The sequence below is a fragment of the Phyllobacterium sp. 21LDTY02-6 genome, from assembly GCF_023554255.2.
In the GTDB taxonomy this organism is placed as follows: domain Bacteria; phylum Pseudomonadota; class Alphaproteobacteria; order Rhizobiales; family Rhizobiaceae; genus Phyllobacterium.
On record NZ_JAMJWD020000002.1, the window covers coordinates 422251 to 438340 of the forward strand.

18 protein-coding genes and 1 tRNA gene are annotated in these 16090 nt (G+C 61.8%); 12 read left to right on the top strand and 7 right to left on the bottom strand.

What is annotated here, in order from left to right; genetic code table 11:
- Position 1 precedes the first annotated feature (1 nt).
- A complete protein-coding gene (gene rph / locus M8997_RS08400; protein WP_250019062.1) occupies positions 2–718 on the bottom strand; it encodes a ribonuclease PH in 717 nt (238 codons plus the stop codon).
- A gap of 117 nt (positions 719–835) precedes the next feature.
- Between rph and hrcA the strand changes: the two genes are divergently transcribed.
- The 3 genes from hrcA to M8997_RS08415 all read left to right on the top strand — a co-directional run bounded on the left by hrcA (position 836) and on the right by M8997_RS08415 (position 3470).
- On the top strand, positions 836–1900 hold the full coding sequence (gene hrcA, locus M8997_RS08405; protein WP_250019063.1) for a heat-inducible transcriptional repressor HrcA: 1065 nt from the start codon (positions 836–838) through the stop codon (positions 1898–1900).
- A gap of 86 nt (positions 1901–1986) precedes the next feature.
- Entirely contained in the window at positions 1987–2700 is a 714-nt protein-coding gene (gene grpE, locus M8997_RS08410) for a nucleotide exchange factor GrpE (RefSeq protein WP_250019064.1), read from the top strand.
- A gap of 116 nt (positions 2701–2816) precedes the next feature.
- Complete coding sequence (locus M8997_RS08415; protein ID WP_250019065.1) at positions 2817–3470, top strand: trimeric intracellular cation channel family protein; 654 nt, start codon at positions 2817–2819, stop codon at positions 3468–3470.
- Here the strand turns inward: M8997_RS08415 and M8997_RS08420 are convergent.
- Positions 3462–4454 (bottom strand): adenosine kinase, encoded by a 993-nt coding sequence (locus tag M8997_RS08420; RefSeq protein ID WP_250019066.1) that lies wholly within the window; start codon positions 4452–4454, stop codon positions 3462–3464. The two genes, M8997_RS08415 and M8997_RS08420, sit on opposite strands and share 9 nt — an antisense overlap.
- A 142-nt stretch (positions 4455–4596) precedes the next feature.
- Between M8997_RS08420 and M8997_RS08425 the strand changes: the two genes are divergently transcribed.
- Positions 4597–5313, top strand: coding sequence for a sulfate transporter family protein (locus M8997_RS08425; RefSeq protein ID WP_250019067.1), 717 nt, complete (start codon positions 4597–4599; stop codon positions 5311–5313).
- A 4-nt stretch (positions 5314–5317) separates the two neighbouring features.
- On the opposite strand, the gene nth is transcribed toward M8997_RS08425, so the two are convergent.
- A complete protein-coding gene (gene nth, locus M8997_RS08430) occupies positions 5318–6091 on the bottom strand; it encodes an endonuclease III (RefSeq protein ID WP_250019068.1) in 774 nt (257 codons plus the stop codon).
- Between the two features lie 22 nt (positions 6092–6113).
- On the opposite strand from nth, the gene M8997_RS08435 reads away from it, so the two are divergent.
- The 3 genes from M8997_RS08435 to M8997_RS08445 all read left to right on the top strand — a co-directional run bounded on the left by M8997_RS08435 (position 6114) and on the right by M8997_RS08445 (position 10184).
- Positions 6114–6620, top strand: coding sequence for a DUF2244 domain-containing protein (locus M8997_RS08435; RefSeq protein WP_250019116.1), 507 nt, complete (start codon positions 6114–6116; stop codon positions 6618–6620).
- Positions 6621–6689: 69 nt separating this feature from the next.
- Entirely contained in the window at positions 6690–7592 is a 903-nt protein-coding gene (locus tag M8997_RS08440) for a bifunctional helix-turn-helix domain-containing protein/methylated-DNA--[protein]-cysteine S-methyltransferase (RefSeq protein ID WP_250019069.1), read from the top strand.
- Positions 7593–7697: 105 nt separating this feature from the next.
- Positions 7698–10184 carry a heavy metal translocating P-type ATPase gene (locus tag M8997_RS08445; RefSeq protein ID WP_250019070.1) on the top strand — a complete coding sequence of 829 codons (2487 nt, stop codon included), beginning with the start codon at positions 7698–7700 and terminating at the stop codon, positions 10182–10184.
- Between the two features lie 10 nt (positions 10185–10194).
- On the opposite strand, the gene M8997_RS08450 is transcribed toward M8997_RS08445, so the two are convergent.
- Positions 10195–10485, bottom strand: a complete 291-nt coding sequence (locus tag M8997_RS08450; protein WP_250019071.1) for a Dabb family protein — start codon at positions 10483–10485, stop codon at positions 10195–10197.
- A gap of 162 nt (positions 10486–10647) precedes the next feature.
- Here M8997_RS08450 and M8997_RS08455 point away from each other — a divergent pair, with 162 nt between their 5' ends.
- Positions 10648–10842: a glutathione S-transferase gene (locus M8997_RS08455; RefSeq protein WP_250019072.1), complete on the top strand. Its 195-nt coding sequence runs from the start codon at positions 10648–10650 to the stop codon at positions 10840–10842.
- Here M8997_RS08455 and M8997_RS08460 read toward each other — a convergent pair.
- Positions 10839–11810: a DMT family transporter gene (locus M8997_RS08460; protein WP_250019073.1), complete on the bottom strand. Its 972-nt coding sequence runs from the start codon at positions 11808–11810 to the stop codon at positions 10839–10841. The two genes, M8997_RS08455 and M8997_RS08460, sit on opposite strands and share 4 nt — an antisense overlap.
- A 189-nt stretch (positions 11811–11999) precedes the next feature.
- Between M8997_RS08460 and M8997_RS08465 the strand changes: the two genes are divergently transcribed.
- Positions 12000–12380 (top strand): hypothetical protein, encoded by a 381-nt coding sequence (locus M8997_RS08465; RefSeq protein WP_250019074.1) that lies wholly within the window; start codon positions 12000–12002, stop codon positions 12378–12380.
- Positions 12381–12425: 45 nt separating this feature from the next.
- Here M8997_RS08465 and M8997_RS08470 read toward each other — a convergent pair.
- Positions 12426–12501, bottom strand: a tRNA-Ala gene (locus tag M8997_RS08470).
- Between the two features lie 144 nt (positions 12502–12645).
- A complete protein-coding gene (locus tag M8997_RS08475) occupies positions 12646–13029 on the bottom strand; it encodes a TIGR02300 family protein (RefSeq protein ID WP_250019075.1) in 384 nt (127 codons plus the stop codon).
- A 260-nt stretch (positions 13030–13289) separates the two neighbouring features.
- On the opposite strand from M8997_RS08475, the gene aroA reads away from it, so the two are divergent.
- The 3 genes from aroA (at position 13290) to cmk (ending at position 15973) form a co-directional block, all read left to right on the top strand.
- A complete protein-coding gene (aroA, locus tag M8997_RS08480) occupies positions 13290–14645 on the top strand; it encodes a 3-phosphoshikimate 1-carboxyvinyltransferase (RefSeq protein ID WP_250019076.1) in 1356 nt (451 codons plus the stop codon).
- A 9-nt stretch (positions 14646–14654) separates the two neighbouring features.
- The gene (locus tag M8997_RS08485) at positions 14655–15002 is read left to right on the top strand and encodes a hypothetical protein (RefSeq protein WP_250019077.1); all 348 of its coding nucleotides are present in this window, start codon (positions 14655–14657) and stop codon (positions 15000–15002) included.
- Between the two features lie 314 nt (positions 15003–15316).
- The gene (gene cmk / locus M8997_RS08490) at positions 15317–15973 is read left to right on the top strand and encodes a (d)CMP kinase (protein ID WP_250019117.1); all 657 of its coding nucleotides are present in this window, start codon (positions 15317–15319) and stop codon (positions 15971–15973) included.
- Positions 15974–16090: the final 117 nt, after the last annotated feature.

A 16090-nucleotide genomic window follows, 5' to 3' on the forward strand; every position in this document is an offset into this window, starting at 1 on the left:
CTCAGCTGACAGCCATCTTCTGCAGCGAAACGAGCCGGGAAATCCCGGCACGCGCCAGCGTCATCATGGCCAATAGTTCCTGTTCCGAAAATGGCTCGCCCTCGGCGGTCCCCTGGACCTCGACGATGCCGCCCTTGCCCGTCATGACGAAGTTCGCATCGGTCTGCGCCGTGGAATCTTCGAGATAGTCCAGATCGATCACCGGCGTTCCGTTGGAAATACCGCAGGAAATGGCAGCCACATGGTCTTTCAGCACCTTGTCGACCTTCAGCATCTGGCGATTTTCCATCCAGGTCAGACATTCATGGAGGGCCACCCAGCCGCCGGTGATCGCCGCAGTGCGGGTTCCGCCGTCGGCCTGGATCACGTCGCAATCGACGGTGATCTGCACTTCGCCGAGCGCCTGCAGGTCCACCACGGCCCGGAGCGACCGCGCGATGAGGCGCTGAATCTCCAGCGTGCGACCGCCCTGCTTGCCCGAGGAGGCTTCGCGACGCATGCGATCGCCGGTAGAGCGGGGCAGCATCCCATATTCCGCCGTAACCCAGCCCTTGCCGGTGTTGCGCATCCAGCCCGGCACCTTCTCCTCGAGGCTTGCCGTGCACAGGACATGGGTGTCGCCGAATTTGACCAGGCACGAGCCCTCTGCATGTTTGGAAATACCGCGCTCGAAGGATATTGCGCGCATTTCGTCGGGAGCCCGTTTGGAGTGACGCATGGAAAACCTCTTTTTGATATGTTGCGGTCTTTTAGAGGAAAGGACGTTCGAAGCAAAGGCTTTGATGATTCGATCGGGAATGCTTATATCTGCGGGCGACAATAGACGTGAGGCAGAATGAACAAGACTGTAACCCCGGAAGCATTGCAATCGCTCGATCAGAGATCGCGAGACATTTTCCGGCGTATCGTCGAAAGCTATCTGGGCGATGGCGAACCGGTCGGTTCCCGCCACCTTTCCCGTCTCCTTCCGATGGCGCTCTCGCCGGCCACGATCCGCAACGTGATGAGCGATCTCGAACATCTCGGCCTCGTATATGCGCCGCATATTTCGGCCGGGCGGCTGCCGACGCAGCAGGGCCTGAGGTTCTTCGTCGATACTTTCATGGAAGTAGGCGATCTGACCTCTTCGGAACGCAATTCCATCGAAGCGCAGGTTCGGGCTGAAGCGCAGACGCCGGAAAGCGTGTTGACGCAGGCCAGCCAGATCCTTTCCGGCATATCGCGCGGCGCCGGCGTGGTCCTGGCCGCAAAGGCCGAAGGCGCGCTCAAACACATCGAGTTCGTCCGGCTGGAGCCCTCGCGGGCGCTCGCCGTTCTCGTCACCCAGAGCGGGGATGTGGAAAACCGCATCATCGAACTGCCTGCCGGCGTCACCACCTCGCAGCTGATCGAGGCATCAAACTTCCTCAATGCCCATATCCAGGGGCGCACCATTACCGAGGCGCGCCATGAAGTATCGCGGCTGAAGGAGGAGACGCAGCAGGCGCTGGATGCGCTCTCGCAACATCTCGTCGAACAGGGGCTTGCGGTATGGGGCGGCGATGGCAGCGGCCAGCCGGCGCGATTGATCGTGCGCGGTCGCGGCAATCTCCTGGAGTCGATGCATGCGGAAGCCGATCTCGAGCGCCTGAGGCACCTGTTCGACGATCTTGAAACCAAGGAAGGCACGCTGCAACTGCTCGATCTGGCGGAAGCGGGGCCCGGCGTGCGGATATTCATCGGTTCGGAGAACAAGCTGTTTTCGCTCTCCGGCTCGTCGCTGGTCATAGCGCCCTACCGGGATTCCGAGCAGAGGATCATCGGCGCGCTTGGCGTGATCGGCCCGACCCGCCTGAATTATGCCCGTGTGGTCCCTGTCGTCGATTATACGGCGCAGCTCGTCTCCCGGCTGTTGCGATAAGCCGCATCCACGGCATTAAGACTTGATTTTCCGTGGCTAAAGCTCGATATCCAGCCCAACTTACGCAATAAGGACGGACAGTATCGATGGCTGAAGACAAGAATAATCAGGACGCGCCCGATCTCGATCAGCGGGACCTGAAGAATCCGCGCGATCGCGACGCATTGAAGCGGGCGGCGGATGATTTTCTGAAAGCGCGCAAGGCGGAGGAATACGCGCTTGCACAGGAAGACGACGAAGCCGCGCAGGCGGCTGGAAGCGCCGAACTCGATGCATTGCGGGCGGAGAATTCCGATCTGAAGGATCAATTGCTGCGGCTTGCCGCCGAAATGGAGAACCTGCGCAAGCGGACGGCGCGCGATGTTCATGACGCCCGCTCCTATTCCGTCGCCAATTTCGCCCGTGACATGCTTTCGGTTTCGGACAATCTGCGCCGCGCGCTCGAGGCCATTCCGGCCGAAGCCCTGGCAAATGGCGAGGCCGGCTTCAAGAGCCTCGCCGAGGGCGTCGAAATGACCGAGCGGTCGATGATGTCGGCGCTGGAACGCCACGGCGTGAAGAAGATCGAGCCGCTCAACCAGCGCTTCGACCCGAATTTCCATCAGGCCATGTTCGAAATCCCGAATGCCGAGGTACCGCACAATACGGTGCTGCAGGTAGCACAGAGCGGCTTTGTCATTGGCGACCGCATGCTGCGCCCGGCTCTCGTCGGCGTATCGAAGGGCGGTCCGAAGCAGGCGGCAGCCGAGGGCCAGCCGGAGCCCGGCCCGATCAATCCGCAGGCCGAAAAAGACGCCTGACAATCTGCGCATATCTGGATAGAGGGCTGCATCCCGGATCGGGACGCGGCCCTTTTCATTTCGCAAGGCCCGTGCTTAATCCTGCTTGAGCGCAATTCGTCCAAGGGGGGACGTCGATGTCGACCATTCAGCTCCTCAATTATGCGGGCATCTTCGTCTTTGCGGCCACCGGAGCGCTCGCGGCTTCGCGCCGGCAGCTCGACATCATCGCGTTCATGTTCCTGGCGGCTGCGACCGGCGTCGGCGGAGGCACCTTGCGGGACCTGATCCTGGACGTTCCCGTATTCTGGGTGGAGGACCCGCGCAGCCTTCTCGTTTGTGCCGCAGCCGCGCTGCTCATCTACTTCACCGCCAATCTCGTGGAATCGCGCTATCGCCTGCTGCTATGGCTGGATGCGATGGGGCTTGCCGCCTATAGCGTCATGGGCTCCGCAAAAGGGCTGGCTCTGGGCTTCGATTCCACCATTGCCATTGTCACGGGCATATTGACCGCGACGTTCGGCGGCATATTGCGCGATATCATCGCGGGCGAGCCATCGGTGCTGTTGCGGCGGGAAATCTATGTCACGGCGGCCTTTGCCGGCTCCGCCACCTATACGCTGCTGTTCCGGCTGGATGCGGCGCCGGCATTCGCTGCCCTTGCCGCTTTTGCCGCCGCGTTCGTCGTGCGCGGCGGTGCGCTCTATTTCGGCTGGACGCTCCCGAACTACCATAGACCCGGCCGGAACGACGAGGAACTCAAGCGTGACGGCGTCATCCGTTCAGATTAGGCCTGCCTGCTCTGCGGCGAGCTTGAGGTTTTGCTGCGGGCGCGGCCCGATCTGCTGGATCACCAGGCCGGCGGCGAGCGAGCCGAGACGTCCGCAATCACCGAGGCTGCGGCCATTGGTGTAGCCGAACAGGAAGCCGGACGCGTAGAGATCGCCGGCGCCCGTCGTATCGACCAGTTCCGCAATTTCGATCGCGGGGACAACCACCGTCTCGTCGCCGCGCACCACGACCGAACCTTTTTCGGAGCGGGTCACCGCGGCGAGCTTGCTATCCTTCCTGACCAGGTCCAGCGCCTTGTCGAAATCATCGGTCTGGTAGAGCGACTTCAGCTCGGCTTCATTGGCGAAGATGATATCGACCGTGCCGGAGCGCATCAGGTCGAGGAATTCGTCGCGATAGCGATCGACACAGAATGGGTCCGACAGAGTCATCGAGACTTCGCGGCCATATTCGTGGGCGATCTTCGCGGCCAGGCGAATGGCTTCCTTCGCCCGGGGCGGATCCCAGAGATAACCCTCGAAATAGGTAACCTTGGCTTCGGCAACCTTGGAACTCTCCACATCCTCCGGGCCAAGCTCCACACAGGCGCCGAGATAGGTATTCATCGAACGGTCACCGTCCGGTGTCACGAATATGAGCGAACGGGCGGTCGGCGGGGGCGATTGCAGCACCCTCGTATCGAAGGCGACGCCCTGGGAACGAATATCATGGGTGAACACGTGGCCCAGCTGATCGTCCGCGACCTTGCCGAAATAAGCCGCACGCCCGCCAAGGCTGGCGACGCCTGCCGCCGTGTTGCCCGCGCTGCCGCCCGATGCCTCGATTGCCGGGCCCATCCGCTCGTAAAGAAACTCGGCGCGATCGGCATCGATGAGATTCATTGCGTTCTTGATGATGCCGTTCTTGACGATGAATTCCTCGTCGGTGCGGGCAAGAATATCGACAATAGCATTGCCGATGCAAAGCACGTCATAGCTGGACATGAAAACTCCGGTTGGTCGAGCCTGGTGATCTGCTCTAGCCTTTCAAACCGGAATTGGCCACCCCCGATTTCTGCACCCATCTTGTCTGCGGCGTCGGCCGCGCCTATGTCCACGACTGAAAAAACTATGGAGTATCAAGCCGATGATCTTCGCAAGCGCCCGCGCCGCGGCGGGGCACCTCTTCCGTCCCGAGTTCCGCAGCGTCCTGTGGAAATCGCTCGGTTTGACGCTGCTGCTGCTCATTGGCGCCTGGTTCGGGCTGCGGGCCATCTTCGAGGCGCTGGCCTGGCCGTTCATGGACCAGATGGTCGCCTCGCTGCCGCAATGGGCAGGCTGGGTCGGCCTTGTTGCAGGGATTCTCGCCAGCATCGGCCTCGCCATCGGCCTGGCTTTGCTCATTGCGCCGGTAACTGCCATGATTGCCGGCATATTCCTCGATGATGTGGCTGAACTTGTCGAAAAAGAGGACTATCCGAGCGATATGCCGGGCAAGCCGTTGCCGACCGTCCGGTCCTTCGTGCTGTCGGTGAAGTTTTTCGGCGTGGTGATTGCCGGAAATATCGTCGCGCTGCTCCTGCTGCTCGTTCCCGGCATCAACATCATGGCGTTCTTCATGGTCAATGGCTATCTGCTCGGACGGGAATTCTTCGAGTTCGCCGCCATGCGTTTTCACCCGGAAGCGGATGCCAAGGCATTGCGGACGAACAATGCCGGCACCGTCTTTCTCGCCGGGCTTGTCATCGCCGGTTTCATGGCGATCCCGATCCTGAACCTACTCACGCCCCTCTTCGCGGCGGCGATGATGGTTCACCTGCACAAGGCGGTTGCCCGCCGCGATGCGACCGGGCGGAGGGCGTAGATCGTCAATCCTGCTCCGCTGCGATGATCTGCGGCGGCAGCGGAACCAGCGGCGCTGGTATATCGGCCGTTTTTACAGCTGCCTTGCACAGATCCGCGATGACGCATTCCGGGCATTCCGGCCGGCGTGCCTTGCAGGTGTATCGGCCATGCAGGATCAACCAATGGTGGGCGTGATAGAGGAACTCGGCCGGGATTATCTTCATCAGCTTCGCTTCGACCTCGTCGGGAGTCTTGCCCGGTGCAAGGCCGAGACGGTTGCCGATCCGAAAAATGTGGGTATCGACAGCCATCGTCGCCTGGCCAAAGGCCATGCTGAGCACCACATTGGCGGTCTTGCGACCGACACCCGGCAACTTCACCAGTTCGTCCCTGTCATTCGGCACCACGCTGCCATGGTGTTCGACCAGATCGCGCGAAAGCGCGATGACATTCTTGGCCTTGTTGCGCCATAGTCCAATCGTGCGGATATGGGAGCCCACTTCCTCCTCGCCGAGCGCCAGCATCTTTTCCGGCGTATCCGCCACCTTGAACAATGCGCGCGTCGCCTTGTTGACACCGGCATCGGTTGCCTGGGCGGACAGGACCACGGCCACGAGCAGCGTAAACGGGTTGACGTGTTCGAGCTCGCCTTTCGGTTCGGGGCGCTGAATGGAGAAACGCCTGAAAATCTCATGGATCTCGGCGGCCGTATAGCGTGTGCCGCGAACCCGGCGTGGCCGCGACACGGCAACCGAATTCACGGCATTCTGATCGATTTTCGACTTGGGATTTTCCATGACGCTTCTATACTCAAACCCCATGAACCAGACAATCGAGCCATTTGACGCGAGCAGGCAGAACGAGGAAGAGATTTTCCGCGCGCTTCTCGTGCCTCATCGTTCATTGGGAAGAACGGGGTTCCTGCTTCTGATGGCAACGCTCGGCCTGAGCAGTCTGATCACCGGGCTCTTCTTCCTCTCGCTCGGCGCCTGGCCCGTTTTCGGTTTCTTCGGCCTCGATGTCCTGTTGGTATATGGCGCGTTCCGCCTGAACTACCGCTCGGCCAAGGCCCATGAGGAAGTCAGCATTTCGAGGTTGGCGGTCAATATCAGGCAGGTTGCGCCTTCCGGCCGGGCAAAACTGCACGAGTTCAACCCCTTCTGGGCGCGGTTTCGCGTGGCCCGCCATTCCGAGATCGGCATCACCTCGATGCGTGTCGAGGGTCAGGGAAAAGCGGTGAACATCGGCTCCTTCCTCAACCCGGACGACCGCGAAACATTCGCCTCGGCGTTCCAACTGGCCCTGGCTACGGCCAAGGGCCGGTAACGGCAAGAATCGGGTGGCGAGACGCGGAGTATCATGGCCATATGTCCCTCAAGCAGAGAGGTACGCGCTATGAAACCACAGGCAATACTGAAAAAGGACATCACGCCCACGGGCGACGATTATGCCATCGTCAGCCATATCATCGAGCGCATCAGCAAGGACTATCGCGATCAGCCGTCCCTTGAAACACTGGCCAGGGATACCGGACTGACGCCGACCGGCCTGCAGAAGCTGTTCACGCGCTGGGCAGGCCTGTCGCCCAAGGGCTTCCTGCAAGCGGTGACGATCGATCACGCGAGACGGCTTCTCGACGAGGGCATGCCGTTGCTGGAAACCGCCTATGAGACCGGATTGTCCGGCCCCGGCCGTCTGCACGACCTGTTCGTCACGCATGAGGGCATGTCGCCCGGCGACTACAAGACACGCGGCGCCGGATTGACGATCCGCTACGGCTTTCTGATCTCGCCATTCGGCCTCGCGCTGGTCATGGTTACCGATCGCGGCCTGGCTGGGCTGGCCTTCGCCGATGCAGGCAAGGAGCGGGATGCACTCGCCGATATGATGGGGCGCTGGCCCAACGCCACCTATGTGGAAGATCTGGCAGCCACGGCGCCCTATGCCGCGCGCATCTTCAACCCTTCCGAATGGCGGGCCGACAGGCCGCTGAAGGTCGTTACGATCGGAACCGACTTCCAGCTCCGGGTCTGGGAGGCGCTGCTGAAGATACCGATGGGCAAATGCGTCTCCTATTCCGACATCGCGGCCGACATTGGTGCACCAAAGGCTTCCCGAGCCGTGGGCGCCGCCGTCGGCGCCAATCCGGTCAGCTTCGTCGTGCCCTGCCACCGGGCCGTGGGCAAGTCCGGCGCCTTGACCGGATATCATTGGGGCTTGACCCGGAAACGGGCGATCCTCGGATGGGAAGCCGGCCAGATCGGCGATGGCAGCGCCAGTTTGAGCGATGCGGGTTAGAGCCCGCATGCCAGATCCCGGCTTCGTTTCCCGGCGCAGCAACGGGGGTTGACCTTCCAACGGTTGGAAGGCGTAAGGTCCGATGTGCTTGAAGAAAGGTACATCATGACCCACCAACACGACCACGCTCATCACGCCCATCACGGTACTCCGGATCACGACAGGACGATCACCCGCGATCCGGTCTGCGGCATGCTGGTCGACCCTGATGCGGGCAAGCCAGCCTATGATCATGGCGGCCGGCATTTCCATTTTTGCAGCGCCGGTTGCCGTGACAGGTTCCAGGCCGAACCCGAGCGCTATATCGAGGCGAGCGATCCCGTCTGCGGCATGAAAGTCGATCGCGCTTCCGCCCGGCACATGCTGAGGCACCAGGGTCATAATCACTACTTCTGTTCGGCCGGGTGCATGTCCCGGTTCGAAGTCGCGCCGCAGGTCTATCTCGGCGACGAGAAGCCGAATCCTGCCCCCGCAGGCACGCAATATACCTGCCCCATGCACCCCGAAATCGTCAGCGACGGGCCGGGTTCCTGCCCGCTATGCGGCATGGCGCTTGAACCCATGGGCCTCCCCACCGGCGAGGAGGGGCCGAATCCCGAACTGGTCGACTTCACACATCGCCTGCGGTTGAGCGCACTTTGTTCGATCCCGCTCTTCATCATGGCGATGGGTCCCATGCTCGGACTGCCGATCGGCGCCTGGGTCGGGGAAGGATTGGCCCGGTGGATCGAGTTCGCGCTCGCGACGCCCGTCGTGCTTTGGGCGGCGATTCCATTCTTCGAGCGCGCCTGGACCTCCTTCGTCAACCGCAGTCCGAACATGTGGACGCTGATCGCCATCGGCGTCGGCGCGGCCTATCTTTTCAGCGTCACTGCGACGCTGTTCCCGGGCATCTTTCCGCACTCCTTCCGCATGCATGACGGCGGCGTACCGGTCTATTTCGAGGCGGCAGCAGTGATCGTCACGCTGGTCTTCCTCGGCCAGGTCCTGGAATTGAAGGCGAGAGAGCGGACCGGTTCGGCCATCCGCGCCCTGCTCGATCTCGCGCCCAAGACCGCACGCAAGATCGGCCCGGACGGGGAGGAACTCGACGTTCCGCTCGAGAGCGTCGTTGCCGGCGACCAGTTCCGGGTGCGGCCGGGCGAACGGCTGCCGGTGGACGGCATCGTCCTGGAGGGCCGGTCGGCGGTCGACGAATCCATGCTGACCGGGGAGCCCGTGCCTGTCGAGAAGATCAAGGACGACAAGGTGACCGGCGGCACGCTCAATGGCAACGGCTCGCTTCTTGTCCGCGCCGAGAAGGTCGGGGCCGATACGGTGCTCTCCCGGATCGTTGCCATGGTGGCTTCCGCGCAGCGTTCGCGGGCACCCATTCAAGGTCTCGCCGATCGCGTATCCCGCTTTTTCGTCCCGGCGGTGGTTGCCGTCGCAGTGTTCTCCTTCATCGTCTGGTCCATGTTCGGACCGGAGCCGAGCATGATCCACGGGCTTGTCGCCGCCGTTTCGGTGCTCATCATCGCCTGCCCCTGCGCGCTCGGCCTCGCGACGCCGATGTCGATCATGACGGCAACGGGGCGCGGCGCCCATGCGGGCGTTCTGATCAAGGATGCGGAGGCGCTGGAGAGGTTTGCAGGTGTCGATACGCTGATCGTCGACAAGACGGGCACATTGACCGAAGGCAAGCCGAAACTGAGCGACATCGTGACCGGCGAAGGCTTCGATGAGAACGAGGTCCTGGCATTGGCGGCGAGCCTTGAGAAGGGCTCGGAACATCCGCTGGCGGAAGCAATCCTGGCGGCTGCGAAGGAGCGCGGCCTTGCTCTCGGTGACGTCTCTGATTTCGAGGCAGCGACGGGAAAAGGCGTATCCGGCACTATCGACGGCAATACGGTGCTGATCGGCAACAGCACCATGATGCAAGGCGCCGATATCGATGTTTCGGCGCTGGAACAGAGCGCGGAGAAAATCCGGCGCGATGGCAAGAGCGCCATGTTCATCGGCGTGGACGGCAAAGCCGCCGGCATCATCGCCGTGGTCGATCCGATCAAATCGACGACGCATGACGCCATCAAGAGCCTTCACCGGGCCGGGCTCAGGATCATCATGGCGACCGGGGACAATGCCACCACGGCAAAGGCGGTCGCCGAGCGTCTGGGCATCGACGATGCGCGGGCTGACATGCTGCCTGAAAAGAAGAAGGAACTGGTCGACAGCCTGCGGGCAAGAGGCGCCAGGGTGGCCATGGCGGGCGACGGCATAAACGACTCTCCCGCTCTCGCCGCCGCCGATGTGGGCATAGCCATGGGCACGGGCGCGGATGTGGCCGTGGAAAGCGCCGGCATCACCCTGGTCAAGGGCGATCTCAACGGCATCGTGCGGGCCCGGCACCTGGCCGAGGCGACGCTCCGCAACATCAGGCAGAACCTGTTCTTCGCCTTTATCTACAATGTGTTGGGCGTTCCGGTCGCGGCGGGCGTGCTCTACCCGTTGTTCGGAACCCTGTTGTCGCCAATGATCGCCGCCGCGGCCATGAGCCTCTCATCGGTCTCGGTGATCGCCAACGCGCTGCGGCTGCGCTCGATCCGCCTGTGAGGCGCCCGATCTACAGCGTGGAGACGACGTCGGCCGAGATGCGCAGTTCGCGCATCGGACGCACCAGCGCCGTCGTCGCCGCGTAGGTCGGATGGGCCTTGTACGCGGCCAGGGCCTCGGCGTCCTTGAATTCCGCATAGACGACAACGTCGATCTCGTCGGAAATCGGATCGGTCTTGGTATTCTTCATCACTTCGAAAACGGTGGAGTGGGGAATCTCGCCCAGTTTCCACAAGCCGCTCACAATTGCCTCGACATTATCTTTGTCGCGGGCGCTGAAGAAGACGATATGGCGTATCACGGTTACACAATCCTGATGCTTTCGTTCGGGCGGACTTTCCACGTCCGGCCACTCACGTCAATAGCTGTGCTGTCGCACCACATTGCCCCATCGACATTCGCGTAGCGCTTTGACAAGCTTGTACTGCACCGGAATCGACCCTACCAAAGGAGGACAGGCCCAATGACACAGCTCAAGCTCAGTGACGCGATAAACACCACGTGCCCGTGGTCCGGCGATCCGATCAGGGAGGACAGCCTGACGCTCTATAACGGGTCGGTGGTCGGCTTCTGCAATCCCGGCTGCCGCGACAAGTTCGAAAAAGCCATCAATCATTTCGACGCCGAACTAGGGCATCGCCGACACGACGCAGTCTAGTCCTTGTTGCCGTCGGCGTAAGTAGTGTCGCCCGAGCCGGTAACGACCGCTTCGGCCGGTGCCAGCAGCCGGCCCTGCCGCTTCAACTGCTGCTCACGGAAGAAGATGAAGAGACCGGAGGCGATGATGAAAACCGAGCCAATGAGCATGGACAGGCGCGGAACATCGCCGAAGACGAGCCAGCCGAAGATGATGGCCCAGAAAAGCAGCGTGTATTGCAGCGGCGCCACCGTTGCCGCGTCGGCGAGCTTCAGTGCCCGGTTTACGAGCACATGGGCAAGCATGGCGACGATGCCGAGCAACGCCAGCAGCACCAGGTCGCGCATGGTCACGGGTGTCCAGTCAAAGCTGACCGAAACCAGCCCCGCAAGGCCGGCGCCGACGATCTGCCAGAAGACCAGGGTCGTATCGGGCGTGCCGCGCAACGTCCGTCCGAGCAGGAGCATGAAGGCGAAGGCCATGCTTCCTAGCACCGAGATCACCGCCTGCGGCGTCAGCGCCTGGGACGAAGGCTCGAGCGCGATCACCACGCCGATGAAGCCGATGATGATGGCGGTCCAGCGCCGCCAGCCGACCGGCTCCTTGAGAACAAGCGGCGAGATGGCGGCAACATAGATCGGGGCGGCCAGCCAATAGGTCATCACATCGGCAAGCGGCAGATAGACCACGGCGAAATAGAAAGCGAACACCTCTGCCGTCGACAGTACCACCCGCGCCGCCTGCGTCCAGGGACGATCGACGGCCACGATCTTGCGCGGCCCGTTGAACCAGATGAACGGCGCGAGGACGATCAGCGCCGCCGCGCTGCGGATCAGCACGACCTGGCCGACGGAATAGGTCGAGACCAGCCATTTGCCCATCACATCGTTGAGCGCGAACATCAGCATGCCGAGCAGCATCAGCAGGACGCCGGTACGACCCGCAGAACTGTCGTGAGCGGGGGCAATAGAGGCCGAATTGGTGGGCATTGAACGTTTCCCGGTATGTTTTGCTCTGCTTTGGGACATTTTCAGCGCGCAATCCAGCGGAAAAACGCAAAAATGCGCGATAGCAGCCCCGGCCTCGGCCGGTTCATTCCGCCGAAGTGATTATGGTCGCCTGCTGGAAGCCCGGAGCGAAATGCCTTAATCTCGGCAGCGGCTGGGGAGGGGAACATCATGCCGCGGATTGCACGACATTTCTTCAAGAGCGCCACGATATTCCTGGTGCTGGGCGTCAGCATGGGGCTTTACATGGGGATCACCGGAAATCACGCACCCTTTCCGGCACATGCGCATCTCAATCTTCTCGGTTGGGTCAGCAGCGCGATCTTCGCGATCTATTATGCGCTCAATCCGGCAAAGGCGGCGGGCGTTCTGCCGAAAGCGCATTTCTTCGTCTTTACGACCGGGCTGATCATCATGATACCGGCGCTGTATTTCATGAACCTCGGCAATGCCGCGCTCGAGCCGCTCGTCGGCGTGGGCTCGATCATCGTCTTTGCAGGAATACTGGCCTTTGCGGCAGTGGTGTTCTCACGCGACGCACCGGCGGCTTGATACAGCGGGCACAACCAGGCAGACGGTAGAACGATTTGGAGAGTTTGGTGGAGCCAAGCGGGATCGAACCGCTGACCTCTTGCATGCCATGCAAGCGCTCTCCCAGCTGAGCTATGGCCCCAAACCGAGCGGCCTCATCGACCGCGCCGAATAGTCCGGCTAACAATGCGCAAGCTCTGGATGCTTGCACGGGCGGGTTCTTAGCCCCCGCCGAAGGGAAGATCAAGCCCCGAAAGCTGCTATTTTCAGCATTCGGGGCAGATTATCAATTCTCGTCGTCGTCACCGATGCCGCCGCCCAGAATGTCGGTCACATCATCGTCTTCATCTTCGTCTTCCGTGGCGAGGAACGTGTCGTCATCGTCCGAATCGTCGACTTCAACATCGTCGCCCAGATCCGGAACGTCGGCATCGCCATCCGAATCCGCGTCTTCAAGCGCAACGAATTCCGGTTTTTCGAGAGCCTCGTCCAGTTCCTCCGTCTCGACCTCTTCCTCGTCCTCGAGGGCAGAGCTGGCGTTGGAATCGAAATAGCTCAGCGGATAGCTTTTTCCCGTGTACGGCGAGATGATCGGATCGCGGTTCAGATCATAGAATTTCTGACCGGTTTCCGGATCGACCCGCTTGGTGCCAAGTTTTGGATTTGCCACGTTTTGCCTCGTCTTGCTGCGATAGCCTGCATTCTGCTGACATCATATTGGAACGGCAACCCCGCGGTTGGCGCTCATCAAAAAAAATCGTGGTCCCATAAACGCAATTTTGAGCGTTTGTCAAAGTGAAAAAATCCCGTGGCGCTGAATGTGTTTTTGGATTGCATTTGCAAGATGACCGCACAGAGAAGCTGTGTTAGGAGGTCGGCCACCTATCGGCACGATTTCGCCACCCACTCCATCATCACGATTGACCCGCCATGTCCCATGTTTCAGTCCCCAAACCAGCGACCGCCAGCCGCTCCAAGGCCCTGACCGGAGATATCCGCATTCCGGGCGACAAATCCATCTCGCACCGCTCCTTCATGTTCGGCGGCCTCGCCTCCGGCGTCACCCGCATCACGGGGCTGCTCGAGGGCGAGGATGTTATCAATACCGGCCGCGCCATGCAGGCGATGGGCGCGAAGATGACCAGGGAGGGCGATGTCTGGGTCATCCACGGCACGGGCAATGGCTGTCTCCTGCAGCCGGAGGCGCCGCTGGATTTCGGCAATGCCGGCACGGGCGCGCGCCTGACCATGGGGCTGGTCGGCACCTATGCGATGGAAACGCGCTTCATCGGCGATGCGTCGCTGTCCAAGCGCCCGATGGGGCGCGTGCTCGATCCGCTGCGGCAGATGGGCGTGCAGGTCGAAGCCTCGGAGGGCGACCGCATGCCCCTCACCTTGCGCGGCCCCAAGACCGCAGCGCCGATCACCTATCGGGTGCCCATGGCCTCCGCGCAGGTGAAATCCGCCGTCCTTCTTGCCGGCTTGAACACGCCGGGTGTGACGACAGTCATCGAGCCCATCATGACCCGCGATCACACGGAGAAGATGCTGCAGGGGTTCGGTGCGAAGCTCGAGGTCGAGACCGACAGGGACAATGTGCGCCATATACGGATCGAGGGGCAGGGACAGCTTACCGGCCAGACCATCGACGTGCCGGGCGACCCCTCCTCCACGGCCTTCCCGCTGGTTGCCGCGCTGCTCGTACCCGGCTCCGACGTGACCATCCGCAACGTATTGATGAATCCGACAAGGACGGGCCTCATCCTGACCTTGCAGGAAATGGGAGCCGAGATCGATATCCTCGACGCCCGGCTGGCAGGCGGCGAGGATGTGGCGGATCTTCGCGTCCGCCATTCGCCGCTCAAGGGCGTCAATGTCCCGCCGGAGCGTGCGCCATCGATGATCGACGAATATCCCGTACTGGCGGTTGCCGCCTGCTTCGCCGAGGGTGAGACTATAATGAACGGCCTCGAGGAACTTCGCGTCAAGGAATCCGACAGATTGTCGGCGGTCGCCAATGGCCTCAAGGCAAATGGCGTCGATTGCACGGAGGGCAAGGAGACATTGAGCGTGCGTGGCCGGCCCGACGGCAAAGGGCTCGGCGGCGGCCTGGTCGAAACCCATCTCGACCACCGCATTGCCATGAGCTTCCTCGTCATGGGCCTCGTCGCCGAGAAGCCCGTAACGGTCGACGATTCCACGATGATCGCGACCAGCTTTCCCGAATTCATGGCCATGATGACCGGGATGGGTGCTGAAATCAGCCAATCGACAGCGCCCAGCTGATCCTCAGCCATGGGAACGCTGTTTTCCGTCATCACCGTCTATGGGCTTTATGCGATGTCGAGCGTGCCGTTCATCGTCTGGGCGGGGCGCAGCGCCTATCGCGGCACGGTGGCGCATGGCGAAAGCGGCCTTCGGGCCTGGCCCGGGGTTTCCAGCACGATTTTCCGTGTCGTTCTTCCTTTGGCGCTCATCTTGCTCTATGCCTGGAACACCATTGGCGGTAGAAGTGCGCCCTCGATCGTGTCCGCTGGCGCCAGCGGATGGACGCCGTATCAGTTTCTGCTGCTCCCGCCGGCGGTTGGATCGCTGGCTGGCTACGTCATAGGTTTCTTCATGGGTACGAGGACAAAGCGCTGATGTATTTCCTTCTGGCGTCGTTTGCCATCCTTGTCATCTTGTATGCGATAGAGCGTATTGGCCTGCGCGTCCGTTTCGGGCTGTTCGCATTGCTGTTCTGGCTTTTCCTGTTCCAGTTCGCCATGATCCTGGCGGTCGATACGCTGCTTCAGAACCTGTCGGCATATCTCCCGGTCTGGCTGGATTCGATCATGACCACGCTTGGCGGATTCCTGCTCGTCACGCTCGGGATCACGCCGCTCATCACGGTCGTCCTCGCCGCCGCCTACCTGCTTTTCGCCCTTTGGCAATGGTTTTTCGACCGCGATGCCGAGGTGCGGGCAACGCCGCCGCAACTCGTCATCGCTATCGATGGTCCTGCGGCTTCCGGCAAGGGAACGCTCGCCCGGCGCATAGCCGCCGCCTATGGCTATCACCATCTCGATACCGGACTGACCTATCGCGCCGTTGCCAAATGCCTGCTCGACCAGGGTGCGCCGCTCGACGACGAGTTCCTGGCGGAGAAGGCAGCGCGATCGCTCGACCTGTCCAAGCTCGACCGGTCGGTATTGTCGGCCCATGATGTGGGTGAAGCAGCCTCGAAGATCGCGGTCATGCCTGCTGTCCGCCGGGCCCTTGTCGCCGCGCAGCAAGGCTTCGCTGCGACGCCGCCCGGCGCGGTTCTAGACGGGCGCGATATCGGAACGGTGGTTTGCCCCGATGCGCAGGTGAAGCTCTATATCACGGCGTCGGCGGAAGCGCGGGCGCAGCGGCGCTTTGACGAGGTAAGGTCCGCCGGAGGCTCGGCCGATTTCGATGAAATGCTCGCCGATCTGAAGCGCCGCGACGACCGCGACATGAACCGCACGGACTCGCCGCTGAAGCCCGCGGCGGACGCGCACTTGATAGATACGACGGAAATGGATATAGAGACCGCGTTTCTTAACGCCAAAAGCCTCATAGACCAGGCCTTGGCGCGCCGAACAAACTGATAGCGTCTGCCGTAGCCCCTGCACCGGATTGCCCGCAAGGGCGGGCTCACAGCGGACGATCCGAAACACGAACCACCGGTGCTTGCGCCCCCTTTCCTATCGCTGATAGCCGGGCGC